The organism is Gillisia sp. CAL575 (assembly GCF_000403785.1).
Taxonomy (GTDB): Bacteria; Bacteroidota; Bacteroidia; order Flavobacteriales; family Flavobacteriaceae; genus Gillisia.
The window spans coordinates 404,574-418,016 of sequence record NZ_APHJ01000021.1; the positions used below are offsets into that span (position 1 = coordinate 404,574).

A 13,443-nucleotide genomic window follows, 5' to 3' on the forward strand; every position below is an offset into this window, starting at 1 on the left:
AAGCAGTAATTAATGGATAAGAAAAAACCAAAGAAAGTATTCGTACAGGGCGCAATTCCACCGGAAAAGATCGGCAATTCTATAGCGAATCATCAATCCAAGACCAATATCGGTGCACACAGCATCTTTCTAGGACAGATTCGCGCTGATGAAATCGACGGTAAAACGGTAAGCGCTATTGATTATTCGGCTTACGAAGAAATGGCAGAAAGTGTTTTTCACGAGATCAGGGAAGCGGCATTTTCTAAATTCGATATTACCTGTGCCCATATTTATCATAGTCTGGGCCCTGTGAAAACTGGAGAGTTATGTCTTTTTGTATTTACCTCTTCGGCACACCGAAAGATTGCGATAGAAGCTTGTAATTATTTTGTTGAAGAGATCAAGGCCAATGTGCCAATTTTTGGAAAAGAGATTTTCGAAGATGAAACCCACCAATGGAAAGTGAATACATAGTATGGTTGATATTACTCATAAAATAAATACGCTGAGGGAAGCTACTGCGATTGCGATAGTAAGGACTTCCAGCGAAGAAACGATAAAGGCGTTACAGGAAAATAGAGTTCCGAAAGGGAATGTTTTTGAAATGGCCAAAGCGGCAGGACTCCTGGGAGTAAAGAAAACTCCAGATCTTTTGCCCGATTGCCATCCGCTACCTATTGAATATACAGGAATAGAATATGAGATAAACGGATTGGAGATCCAGATTTCGGTTAAGGTGAAGACCATTTATAAGACTGGCGTAGAGGTGGAAGCCATGCATGGAGCAAGTATTGTAGCACTTACTATGTATGATATGCTAAAACCTATAGATAAACATGTGGAAATCGGGACGATAAAACTTCAGAATAAAAAAGGCGGGAAATCTTCTTATAAAATTGATGCTGAAGGACTTACTGCTAAAGTAATAGTTTGTTCAGATACCATTTCGAAGGAAAAAGGAGAAGATAAAGCGGGAAAGGCCATCGTTTCAAAATTGGAAGAACTTGGAATCAAAGCTGAAAGAATTATTATTCCTGATGAAGCCGATGAGATAAAATTAGCTTTAAATTCTGCAGATGCAGATATAATTATTTTTACAGGAGGAACGGGTGTTGGGCCACGTGACGTAACTTCAGAAACTATAGAACCAATGCTGGACTTGAAACTGAAAGGCGTTGAGGAGCAAATGAGAAATTACGGGCAGCAACGCATGCCATATGCGATGCTTTCTAGATCTGTAGCCGGAATTAAGGACGGAAAAGTAGTGCTGGCATTGCCGGGATCTACTAAAGGAGCTGCAGAATGTATGGATGCAATATTTCCGCATGTATTGCACGTTTTTAAAGTGATAGAAGGAAAAAGACATGATTGAAGAGAAAAAGAAAATAGTAGATAATTTTGGAAGAGCACATACCTATCTCAGGATTTCCCTGACAGACCGTTGTAACCTGCGTTGTTTCTACTGCATGCCTGAAGAGGGTATCGAACTTATGGAAAAGTCGAGTATCATGAGCATTGAAGAGATCATCGAACTGGCTACGACTTTTCGCGATCTGGGAGTGGATACTATTCGACTTACGGGCGGGGAACCTTTGGTGCGAAAAAACTTTGGGTTTTTAGTAGAGGAACTTGCAAAACTGGGAGTGACATTAAAGATAACTACTAACGGAATTATGCTAGATAAATTTCTAGATTTATTTAAGAAGATAGGTTTGAAAAAGATCAATTTGAGTCTGGACACTTTGGATAAGGCAAAGTCGGTTTTTATCACGAAACGGGATTATTTTGAGCGCATTCTGAAGAATATCGAAATGGCGTTGGAGATGGATATGGAAGTGAAGTTGAATATTGTATTGATCAAAGGTGTGAATGACAATGAGATCAATGATTTTATCGAACTGACCAGGCATAAGAATCTTACCGTAAAATTCATAGAATTTATGCCTTTTAAAGGCAATAAATGGGACTGGAGCAAGGGAGTTGGAAAACAAGAGATTCTGGATATTGTTTCTAAACGTTTCGGAGATATAGAAGAGTTAAAAAATCCAAAGCACAGTACATCTTCAAATTTTCAAGTGAAAGGTCACACAGGAAGTTTTGCAATTGTAAGCACTATTACGAATCCTTTCTGCGCGGAGTGTAACCGTATTCGAGTAACTGCTGATGGAAAAATGATGAATTGTCTTTTTGCCAATTCTGAAACCGATCTGCTTACTCCTATGCGTAATGGTGAACAAATGAACGATCTTATTATAAATGCGATCAAGACGAAAAAGTTTTCTCGTGATGGCATGGATGTGAAAATGGATGCCGATCATTATGAGCAGAACAGATCTATGATCTCAATTGGAGGATAATGGTAACAATTGAAGAAGCACATAAGATCATCAAAGATCAGAAAATAAGGCTGAAAACAGAAACAAGAAGGCTTAGTGACTGTCTTGGTTTTTCAATTTCAGAAGAGCTTAATGCTCCCTTCGATATGCCTTCTTTTGACAATTCGGCTATGGATGGTTATGCCTTATGTGGAATTTCTCAAGAATATATCATTGTTGGAGAAGTCGCAGCCGGTGATAAAAAGCAATTTGAATTAAAGGAGGGGGAAGCGGTACGCATTTTTACCGGAGCGAAAGTTCCTGAAAATACTTCTGCAGTGATGATGCAGGAAAAAACGAGTGTAGCTGGAAATAAGCTTTCGTTGGAACAAATGCCAAAGGAAGGGCAGAGTATACGTAGAAAAGGAGAAGAACTAACTAAAGGACAACTTGTTTTTGAAAAAGGAACTACGATCACTCCGGCAGGAATTGGATTGATTGGAAGTCTGGGAATCCAGAAAGTTGAGGTATTTAGAAAGCCAGTTATTAATTTGATCACTACCGGAAATGAATTGATAGAGCCGGGAAAACCAAAGGCGGAAGGACAGATCTACGAATCTAATAGTTATGCACTGGCTTCTGCATGTGAGCAATTTGGATTTAAATGTGGGAATAAGAAGCAGATCGAGGATGATTTTGAAGCAATTAAATTGGGAATCAAAAAATCCTTAGAAACTACAGATGTGTTGATCCTTTCCGGAGGAATTTCAGTGGGAGATTATGATTATGTAAAGCAAGCATTAGAGGAAAATGGCGTGAAAGAGAAGTTCTATAAAGTCTTTCAGAAACCTGGGAAACCGCTTTACTTCGGAAGAAAATCAGAGCAATTTGTATTCGCTTTACCAGGAAATCCTGCGTCTTCCTTAAGTTGTTTCTACGTGTATGTATTGCCTTTTCTTTATCAGCTAAGCGGATCAGCTAAAAACGGATTGCAGCGATACTCATTTCCGATTTCCCATGATTTTGCGAACAAAGGAGATCGGCCTTCATTCTTAAAAGCAAAGATCAGTAATGGGATAGTCGAGATCCTGGACGGGCAAGGTTCCTCTATGATCTTGTCAATGGCACACGGAAACGCGTTGGCCTTTATTGATGCTGAAACTTCGCATAAAAAAGGAGAAATGGTGGAATGTTTACTAATCTCATAGTATGCCTATAGAATACCTGCCATTTATCTTTTTCTTTATCGCTTTATTTTACAGTTCGGTGGGTTTTGGAGGTGGTTCCAGTTATCTGGCTATTTTAAGTTTGGTGATTACCGACTTTTATGAGATCCGTTCTACAGCCTTGATCTTAAATATATGTGTAGTTACTATAGGAACAATTATTTATATTAAAAATGGGGTTTTAAAGCCAAAATTGCTTTGGCCTTTTTTTATACTCAGCATCCCAATGGCCTATTTAGGAGCTCTGATAGAACTTTCTCAAAATGCCTTTTTCTTGTTTTTAGGGAGTGCTTTGCTCTTAGCAGGAATTTTTATGCTACTAAAATTTGTTCAAAGTAAATTAGAATCTGTAGAATTCTCCACTTCTAAGAAGGTGTTTTTAGGGGGAAGCATTGGATTGCTTTCAGGGATTTCTGGAATTGGAGGAGGAATATTTCTATCTCCGGTGCTAAATCTTTTAAAATGGAAAGACTCAAGAGTTATAGCTTCACTAGCTTCCATTTTTATCCTTGTGAATTCTCTAGCCGGACTTGCTGGGTTAAACGTAGCAGGAACTTTTCGTTTAGATTACGATCTTATTTTCAAGCTCATCATCGCAGTTATACTTGGTGGAAGCCTTGGCTCTTATCTTTCCAGTAAGAAATTCAACTTAAAGATTTTAGGGATTCTTACAGCGGTGCTCGTGTTTTATGTAGGCCTAAAACTTATTCTTGACCATGGCTTCGGAATTCAGATCTGATTTGGTGAAAGAAATCACTACTAAATTTCAATTAGTTTTTAATAATACAAATTATATCGAACCAACATGTTTTTATTAGTAATCTTTGATAAGATTATTCCACTCCATTGTTTTTAAGGTGTTAATAAGAACCGGATTAATCTTTTCTACTAGAGCCGAGCCTTTTGGAAAACTATAACTATAATAGTCTCTTTTCAATGTTTTCTGAACCACTTCAAGTTCATCATTTAATTTTCTTCTGTCGATCTCATATTTTAATATTGGCTGGTCATACACAAACAACGCAGATTCTTTATCTTGAATTTTCTGTATTCCCTCCTGCTCATTGACAACCTCTTCACTTCTAATGTTATATTGATCAAGAAGCTCCTGTGCACTTGATCCAGCCACTGAAATCACTTCAAAATTATCCAAATCCTGAATAGAGCTTATTTCGTCTGAGATATTTTGAACAGTAAGAGAAGATGCAATTCCCGCAGTAAGACTAGAGATCATTATGATAGCCATAAACATCCAGATTAAGCCAATGAAGCGCCCTCCAAAGGTTTTAGGAGATTTATCTCCGTAGCCAACGGTGGTCATGGTTACAGCACTCCACCAAAATCCATGAAAAACACCTTTTAATCCATCTCCAAATTCTTCCTTATTCTTTTTTCTTTCAAATAACCAAACAAGAAATCCGAAGAGAAGAATGACACCCAGTAAAATAAGTATGGCAGATATGAATTTCCAGCTGAACATATTGGCCAGATAAGACCAGATCATTGTTTCACTTTTTTTTGCGATGCCTGTATAGGAAATAAAATAAGGCTGAGAAAAATCCATGCGTTTCATTCTTGAATTTGTCACTGTCACAGGATTGATGCTCAAATCTACCTCATTACTTTCAACGGCTTTCATTAAACTTATAAGTGAAGGATAGGTTTTGTACTCATATTCCAACTCCAAAGTTTCATTAACCAGTTCCCATGAGGCAATGCTTAATCCTGAAAATTCCCTTCCCTCCTGCACTACAAATGGAGGCGTTGCTGTGATTCCTATAACAAGTTTCTTATTTGTATCTGGTAATATTAACGAATCTGATGTTTCTTGTGCTATCCCTATTTCTGAAAAAAAGAAGATGTTGATTAGAAATACGGCAATAATAGATCTCATGTTCCTGAATTTGGTGAAATCCCAAATTAAGAAGTTTTTTCGGCTGAAGCTAAAGAAAAAGCTACTTTGCCAGATTTGTAAAGTTAACTAGGTATAAATGATTGGTTAAAAAAGATTTTAGCCCTTTATCATCTTATGTAAATTTAATACAACTTTATATTTTCCAATTTCTACGATAGAGCTAATGCATTACCTTTGCTATAATAATTTTTCAGAAAATGGAAGAAGAAAAAAAAGATATCTATCAAACCGCAGAAGTGATCTTACTGATCATTAAATATGAAGGTGAGATTGAAGATGTTATTGAATATCCTACAGAATTTGAAGCCGCTTATAAAGAGTTGCTTCACTACAAGATCATCAAAAGAGGTGAAGATAAATACCTGCCCGATCTTAATTTCCATAAAGCTCTCGAATTGGGCTTCACTAAATATGTTGAAACTATTAACACGCCATCAAAATTCAAACAATACATCACTAGCAAACCAGCCCTAGGAGTATTAGCCGGAGCAGTTTTAGTCACTGCTGGTTACTTGATGAGGACTGAAAAAAAGTATACCCACTAATTCTGAATTTATAAGGAACTTTCTACTTTATTTTTGACTATCGGCTCCAAGATATCCCAAACATTAGCAGCCAAGATCTTTTGCCCTGCTGCTGTAGGATGAATTCCGTCTGCCTGATTAAGCTCTGGGTTTCCACCAACATCTTTAAGTAAGAAAGGCACCAAATAAATATCATTTGTTTTAGCTAGTTCAGGAAAAATATTACTAAATCCTGATGCGTATTCCTTTCCCATATTTGGTGGGATTTGCATTCCCGTTAAAATTATTTTTGTTTCAGGATTTTTTGCACGAACTGTATCTATAATTGCCTGTAAATTCTTCCGTGTTTCCTCTAGTGGAACTCCTCGTAATCCATCATTTGCACCTAACTCCAACACAAAAATAGCTACATCCTGATTCAATACCCAACTGATTCTATTTTTTCCTGCAGCGGTAGTTTCACCACTTAATCCTGCATTTACCACCTGGTATTCCAGTCCTAGTGAATCGATCTTTTCTTGAATTATTGCAGGAAAGGCATCTTCCGTATCAAGACCCATTCCAGCTGTAAGACTATTACCAAAGAATAAAATAACCCCATTTTCTTCAGAAGTTTCCTCACCAGAAACCTTCTCCTCTGCAACAACTTCTTGATCTTTCTTTGCGGTTTCACCACATGAAGACAAAGTAAGGAGAGCAAACAAAACATAAAATATAGACAAGTTTCTCATGGCATAGGTTTTAAATCCAAATCATTTCTTTATTTTGTTTTATCCGAATTAAGAATCACAAAATCCAAAGATGACAAAGATATTAAACGTTCACAACTTAGATAAGACCTATTCCAGCGGATCTAAAAAACTTACTGTGCTACATGATATCAGCTTTAGTATAGAAGAACGTGAAACTTTTGCCATTGTTGGACCTTCGGGAAGCGGAAAAACAACCCTTCTTGGACTTTGTGCAGGACTCGACAGACCCAATTCTGGTTCTATAGAATTGTGCGGAACAGAAATTGAAAGCCTCACTGAAGATGAACGTGCTATTCTTAGAAATAAGAAGGTAGGTTTTGTTTTTCAAGATTTCCAGCTCCTACCCACTCTAACGGCTTTAGAAAATGTTGCCGTCCCCTTGGAACTTCAGGGGTCAAAGAATGCTTCAAAAATAAGCCGAGAACTTCTTGAAAAAGTCGGATTAGGAGACAGATTTCATCATTATCCAAGTCAACTTTCAGGAGGAGAACAACAACGGGTTGCTGTGGCAAGAGCTTTTTCTAATAGCCCTTCAATTCTATTTGCAGATGAACCTACAGGAAATCTAGATGCAGAAACCGGAGAAAAAGTGATTGAACTTCTATTCAATTTAAATAAAGAGTCTGGAACCACTTTGGTAATCGTAACACACGATCTTGAGTTAGCTCAAAAAACACAGCGCATCCTTCGGCTTAAAGGTGGAAGAATCGTTGATAATCCAATATCTGCATCCTGATGAATAGCAACAAAGCAACCACATCCTCGAGTGCCAATTTTGGGTGGATCTTAAAAATGGCCTGGAGAGACGGGAAAGCCAGTGGGAATAAATTGATCCTTTTTATGGCGTCTATTGTCTTGGGCATCGCTGCGGTTGTTTCCATTCAATCTTTCGGTCAAAACCTTAAAGAAAACATTCAGCTACAATCGAAATCCTTAATGGGTGCAGATTTTAGGATAGATAGTGATAAACCCGTTAATGACAAGGTGCAGGGAATTATAGATTCTCTTGGAGGTGCAGATGGCAAGGAGATCAATTTTGCCTCTATGGCTGCTTTTCCTTCCACATCAGCTACTAAACTGGTACAGGTAAGAGGAATTGAAGGGAATTTCCCTTTTTATGGAGAACTGAAAACAGCACCAACTACTGCTGCTAGTGAATATCAACCGAAAGAAGCAGCTCTTGTAGATGCAACTCTAATGCTGCAATTGGGATTGAAAACCGGTGACAGCATCAAAATAGGCGAAATAACCATCCCGATAGCAGGAACCCTGATTTCTGTTCCTGGAAGTACTTCCATTTTCAGCTCTATCGCGCCACCAGTTTTGATGCCTTACGGGCTTATTGAAGAAACAGGACTCGTGCAAACCGGAAGCAGAATAGGTTACGACTATTATTTTGTAGCAAATCCCGGGACAAGCATGGAAAAACTAGAGAACAGCCTGGAGGGTGTCCTAGATATTAACGATGCCGATCTGGACACTCATACTTCTACAAGTGAACGTTTAGGTCGCAGATATGAAAATTTTGGAAAGTTCCTGAATCTTGTCGCCTTCATCGCTTTGCTTTTAGGATGTGTAGGCATAGCTAGTGCCATAAGTATTTATATAAAAGGGAAATTACGTGCGGTTGCAGTTTTAAAATGTATTGGGGCTTCACGAAGACAAACTTTCCTCATCTATCTCTCTCAAATTGCTTTTATGGGATTGCTGGGAGGAATATTAGGTACGGCCGCAGGTCTCTTACTTCAGCAGCTATTCCCATTATTCTTAGGAGATCTATTGCCCGTAAATGTACAGATGAGCTTTTCACCACGTGTGATTTTTATGGGTGTATTACTTGGCGTTTTTATGTCTGTTTTATTTGCGCTTTATCCTTTGATGGGAACTTTATATGTTTCCCCACTTCAGGCTCTGAGAGTTCAAAGTGAAGGGAAAGAAAATTCTGGAAAAGCAGGCATTCTGGTTTTGATCGGGATATTCCTTTTTATCCTTCTATTCTCTTATTGGCTTTTGGAGGACTGGAGATATTCCTTTGCATTTGTAGCAGGAATTGTTGTTAGCTTTTCTATACTTTCAGGAATAGCCAAATTATTCATGAAAGCTATTAAAAAATACTTTCCATCCTCTTGGGGTTTTCCTGCAAGGCAGAGTTTATTAAATCTTTTCAGACCTCAAAATCAAACGCTCACCTTGATTCTCTCCATTGGGGTAGGAACTTTTCTTATAAGTACCTTGTATTTTACTAAAGATGTATTGCTCGCACAAGCCTCAATTGAAGCCCAAGCTGACAGTCCAAATATGATTTTGCTCGATGTACAAACTGAGCAGCAGGAAGAAGTGGCCCAAACTATTTCTGGAAGTAATCTACCAGTAATAAATAATATTCCAATAGTCACGATGCGGGTTAACAGCATTAAAGGAAAAACGCTTATTGAGATCGAAAAAGATTCAACTTCCGGGATAAACGGCTGGATTTTGAATCATGAATTCCGAGTGACTTATAGAGATTCTATCATTGCTTCGGAAACTATCGAACAAGGAGAATGGGTTTCTGATATTGACAACACAGATCTTGTGCCCATTTCAGTTAGTGATAATTTTGCGAAAGATGCAAAAGTTTCGGTTGGAGATAAATTAACTTTTAACGTTCAAGGGGTTATTTTAAATACTGTTGTAGGTAGCGTAAGAACCGTTGACTGGAGTAGGATGCAGATGAATTTTTCTATTGTTTTTCCTAAGGGAGTTCTGGAAGATGCTCCACAATTCCGCGTTTTAACAACCTTGGTAACAGACGAGGAATCTTCAGCAGCCTTGCAACAAGAACTAGTAAGCAAATTTCCTAATGTTTCAATAATAGATCTAAGGCAGGTTTTAAGTGTTATTGAAGGCCTTCTTGCAAAGATCTCATGGCTAATCAATTTCATGGCATTTTTCAGCATTCTAACAGGAATCATAGTACTGTTAGGAGCTGTACGCACAAGTAAATATCAAAGGATCAAAGAGAGTGTATTGCTAAGAACCATAGGGGCTACGAGTACCCAAATTTTAAAGATACTGGCTTTAGAATATATCTATCTTGGAGTACTTGGATCCTTATCCGGAATATTACTATCCCTGGTTAGTAGCCAATTGTTGGCCTGGCAGGTATTTGACACGACATTTGTCCCTTCTCTTTTCCCGTTTTTGGTGCTACTACCTGGAATAAGCCTTTTGGTACTCATAATTGGTTTGGCAAATAGTATAAGTGTAATAAAAAGTCCTCCTCTTGTAGTATTAAGAAAAGAAGGATTGTAAATAATTGCTGTCTCTCTATTCTCTTTGTAAGCCTTATAGGTCTTTTGAGGAAGGATATTTTATTGAAGGCACCTTAACTCAAATTAAATGTTGCATTATATAATATCATTAAAGGTTATATAAATAGAGGAATTAACAAAGTATTCGAGTTCTGGGCAAGTATATGCTTTACCATCTGAAAATTGAAAAACATATTATCATATCAATATTTTTATTGCTCTAAATAATATTTCAATCATTGTAAATCTATATAAATTAAAAATTTTAATACAGTTTTAAATAAATGAGGATTTTGAATCTCGATTGATTGAAAATTTCTATTGTTTCTGAAAATTGAGTTATACCCATATTTAAATTACTATATAGATTAATATTCCTTTATTTGGCTTATTTTCAAAATTGATATCAAAAAACAAATTGATCATTTTAATGCGTCCATTCAGAAAATTAATTGTGGCTTTATTGGTGTTGTTTAATTTTATATTAAGCAAACAATTGCTTGGGCAAGAGCACCCGCCAATTATAAATTTTCAACCTTCGGTTTATAATGGAGAAAATCAAAATTGGGGAATATCTCAAGATGATAATGGTTTTATTTATATCGCCAACAATGATGGTTTATTAGAGTTTAATGGCTCTGAATGGAATTTATATAAAAGTCCCAATTTTTCGATTATGCGATCGGTTATGGTCTCTGAAGGAAGAGTGTATGCTGGCTATCATCGTGAGTTTGGTTATTGGAAAAGAAACGATTCAGGAGCTTTAAAATATACTTCCGTCTCTGACTCTCTACCATCAGAAATGTTCGAGGATGAAAACATTTGGAATATTAAATCTATTGATCAATGGATAGTATTTCAATCTTATAACAGAATTTATTTCTATCAACCTGATTCAGGAAAAATTACGTTCAATACAGATGTTGGTAATTATTACAGGATTTTTAATGTCAGCAATCGATTATATCTTCAAAAAAAGGACAGAAGTATTTATTTGCTACGAAACGGTAAAGAAGAACTAATTGTTCACCTAGCAGACGAGTTTGATATTAAGTTGGTTCTGAACATTTTCGAGACAACTAATAAACAGCTCCTTTTTTTAACTCGGAAGAAGGGAATATACATTTTAACAAATTCAGGAGTTGAGCAATGGGATTTCCCTGCTAAAGATATTGTAAGTAAATATCAAATTTTTGGTGGTATACAGTTAAGAGATGGTAGTTTTGTTTTAGGCACCATTTCAAACGGGCTTATTGTTTTAGATAGCCAGGGCAAACTAAAATATCAGATCGACAAATCTGATGGTCTTGGGAATAATACTGTTCTCAGCTTGTTTGAAGATTCTGATAATAATGTATGGGCCGGACTGGATAATGGAATTGACTGTTTAAATACGAACTCCTATATCACGGAGTATTTTGATAGTTCAGGAAATTTAGGAACCATTTATGCTTCAAAGATTATAAATGGAAGTCTTTACTTGGGGACAAATCAGGGATTATTTCGTAAAAACCTAAATACAGAATCAAATCCAGTCTTAGTAAAGGGCACAAGGGGCCAGATATGGTCACTAGAGATATTCGATGGAGATTTGCTGTGTGGCCATACGGACGGGACTTTTTTAATCAATGGTGATTCCTCCACTTTAGTAAGTACCGTTCAGGGCGCTTGGGGTTTCAAACAAATTCCAGAACATCCTAATAAAATTTTAACTGGAAATTACCAAGGGCTCAGTGTTCTAGAGAAGGTAAATAACAAATGGCAATTGAGGAATAAAATTGATGGATTTAATTATTCTTCCCGATTTTTTGAAATCATGCCTAATAATGAAATATGGGTAAATCACGAATATAAAGGGATTTTTAAGTTAGAATTAGATAATGACTTCCGTAAGGTAACCAGTACTAAGCTATCATCGAAAATTCCGAAAGCAGAAAATTCGGGTATTCTTAAATATAATTCAGAGTTACTTTATTATACCAAAGATGGAATTTTCAAAGTCGATACTAAATCCGGAACTATTAAAAAGGATTCCATTTTGGATAAAATCACTTCATCTCGTGAGTTTTTATCAGGTAAAATGATTGAAGATTCCAACAATAGATTATGGACTTTTTCTAAAAAAAGTATCATTTTCACAGAGTTAAGCCCAATATATGGAGATATAATTTCCAGATCAATACCACTTAATTTAGAATCTAGGAAAACTACTGTAAGTTTTGAAAACATCTCTGAAATAGGAGAAGATAAATATTTAATTGGGGGAACTAATAATTACTTGATACTGGATTTAAATAAGCTTATCGATTCCGACCATCAAATTTTTATGAACAGCGTTCAAGTAGGAGGAGCAAATAATACATTTAGTTTGGTAAATAAAGAGAGGGGTTTACAGCTACCCTACACCGAACGATCTTTAAGATTCAAATACAGTGTTCCAAATTACAATAAATATGAGGCTACCTTATACCAGTACAGGTTAAAAGGATTAAAAGAAGAGTGGAGTCCATGGAAAAATTCGCAATCAGTTTCTTTTGAAAAGCTTGCGTATGGAGATTATATTTTCGAGGTGAGATCAAAAATAGGCGAAAGTCTATCTAGTAATACAGAGGAATTTTTATTTACTATTAAGCGGCCTTTTTACCTTTCTAATTTTATGCTTATTTGTTATCTGGTTATAGCGATCATAATTGCATTTGTGATAAATAAATCTTACAAAAGATTTTATAAAAATCGGCATGAGAAAGCGCTTCAGAAGAAACAAAATGAGATTGAATTAAACAATATTCAAAATCAGAAAGAAGTTTTCAAACTTCGAAATGAAAAGCTCCATCAGGAGATTGAGGGTAAAAATAGAGAACTCGCAATTTCTACAATGAGTATTGTTAAAAGAAACGAAGTGCTTAGAAATATAAAGAAAGAACTAAAAAACAATACTTCATTAAATACAAATAATTCAGTATTCGAATTAATTAATAAAAACTTAAATAGTCAAGAAGATTGGAAGCTTTTTGAAGATGCCTTTAATCAAGCCGATACTGAATTTTTTTCCAGAGCCAAAGAGAAACATCCAAAACTCAACAATAATGACCTAAAGTTTTGTGCATATCTTAGATTAAATTTATCCTCTAAAGAGATCGCTCAGTTACTAAATATATCCTCAAAAAGTGTCGAGGTGAGAAGGTATAGGCTTAGAAAAAAACTTCATTTACAACAAGATGTGAATTTAACAGACTATATTCTAAATATTTAAGTCTATTTCAACCCCTACAAATCCACTACAAAAAATAAAATAGGCCCCTACAACAGAAAAAGTTAACTACAACGATATAGCTTAAAAATAAGAGTATTGCTGAAATTACTAGTTCTCTATTAGGTTGTATGTTTTTTGTAGCGACAGATTATAAAGATTCCATAAAATTTAAGATTAGTTTAC

11 protein-coding genes are annotated in these 13,443 nt (G+C 36.1%); 9 read left to right on the forward strand and 2 right to left on the reverse strand.

Annotated features, from left to right (window positions below):
• Positions 1-12: 12 nt before the first annotated feature.
• From I130_RS04590 to I130_RS04610, 5 genes are read left to right on the forward strand one after another with little or no spacing between them, the layout of a single operon-like run.
• Positions 13-456, forward strand: coding sequence for a molybdenum cofactor biosynthesis protein MoaE (locus I130_RS04590; RefSeq protein ID WP_034919929.1), 444 nt, complete (start codon positions 13-15; stop codon positions 454-456).
• A gap of 1 nt (position 457) precedes the next feature.
• On the forward strand, positions 458-1,354 hold the full coding sequence (gene moaCB / locus I130_RS04595) for a bifunctional molybdenum cofactor biosynthesis protein MoaC/MoaB (RefSeq protein WP_034919931.1): 897 nt from the start codon (positions 458-460) through the stop codon (positions 1,352-1,354).
• Positions 1,347-2,339 (forward strand): GTP 3',8-cyclase MoaA, encoded by a 993-nt coding sequence (gene moaA / locus I130_RS04600; RefSeq protein WP_034919934.1) that lies wholly within the window; start codon positions 1,347-1,349, stop codon positions 2,337-2,339. Before moaCB ends, moaA begins: the two co-directional genes overlap by 8 nt.
• The gene (gene glp / locus I130_RS04605; protein ID WP_034919936.1) at positions 2,339-3,505 is read left to right on the forward strand and encodes a gephyrin-like molybdotransferase Glp; all 1,167 of its coding nucleotides are present in this window, start codon (positions 2,339-2,341) and stop codon (positions 3,503-3,505) included. Before moaA ends, glp begins: the two co-directional genes overlap by 1 nt.
• 1 nt (position 3,506) lies before the next feature.
• Positions 3,507-4,262: a sulfite exporter TauE/SafE family protein gene (locus I130_RS04610; RefSeq protein WP_051119605.1), complete on the forward strand. Its 756-nt coding sequence runs from the start codon at positions 3,507-3,509 to the stop codon at positions 4,260-4,262.
• Positions 4,263-4,337: 75 nt separating this feature from the next.
• On the opposite strand, the gene I130_RS04615 is transcribed toward I130_RS04610, so the two are convergent.
• Positions 4,338-5,417, reverse strand: coding sequence for a transporter substrate-binding domain-containing protein (locus I130_RS04615; RefSeq protein ID WP_034919939.1), 1,080 nt, complete (start codon positions 5,415-5,417; stop codon positions 4,338-4,340).
• A gap of 218 nt (positions 5,418-5,635) precedes the next feature.
• On the opposite strand from I130_RS04615, the gene I130_RS04620 reads away from it, so the two are divergent.
• Entirely contained in the window at positions 5,636-5,983 is a 348-nt protein-coding gene (locus tag I130_RS04620) for a hypothetical protein (RefSeq protein WP_034919941.1), read from the forward strand.
• Positions 5,984-5,991: 8 nt separating this feature from the next.
• Here the strand turns inward: I130_RS04620 and I130_RS04625 are convergent, their stop codons facing one another.
• Positions 5,992-6,693 (reverse strand): arylesterase, encoded by a 702-nt coding sequence (locus I130_RS04625; RefSeq protein ID WP_034919942.1) that lies wholly within the window; start codon positions 6,691-6,693, stop codon positions 5,992-5,994.
• A 70-nt stretch (positions 6,694-6,763) separates the two neighbouring features.
• Between I130_RS04625 and I130_RS04630 the strand changes: the two genes are divergently transcribed.
• The 3 genes from I130_RS04630 to I130_RS04640 all read left to right on the forward strand — a co-directional run bounded on the left by I130_RS04630 (position 6,764) and on the right by I130_RS04640 (position 13,260).
• A complete protein-coding gene (locus I130_RS04630) occupies positions 6,764-7,450 on the forward strand; it encodes an ABC transporter ATP-binding protein (protein ID WP_034919944.1) in 687 nt (228 codons plus the stop codon).
• Entirely contained in the window at positions 7,450-10,008 is a 2,559-nt protein-coding gene (locus I130_RS04635) for an ABC transporter permease (RefSeq protein WP_232224022.1), read from the forward strand. Before I130_RS04630 ends, I130_RS04635 begins: the two co-directional genes overlap by 1 nt.
• 399 nt (positions 10,009-10,407) lie before the next feature.
• Positions 10,408-13,260, forward strand: a complete 2,853-nt coding sequence (locus I130_RS04640; protein ID WP_157480500.1) for a triple tyrosine motif-containing protein — start codon at positions 10,408-10,410, stop codon at positions 13,258-13,260.
• Positions 13,261-13,443: the final 183 nt, after the last annotated feature.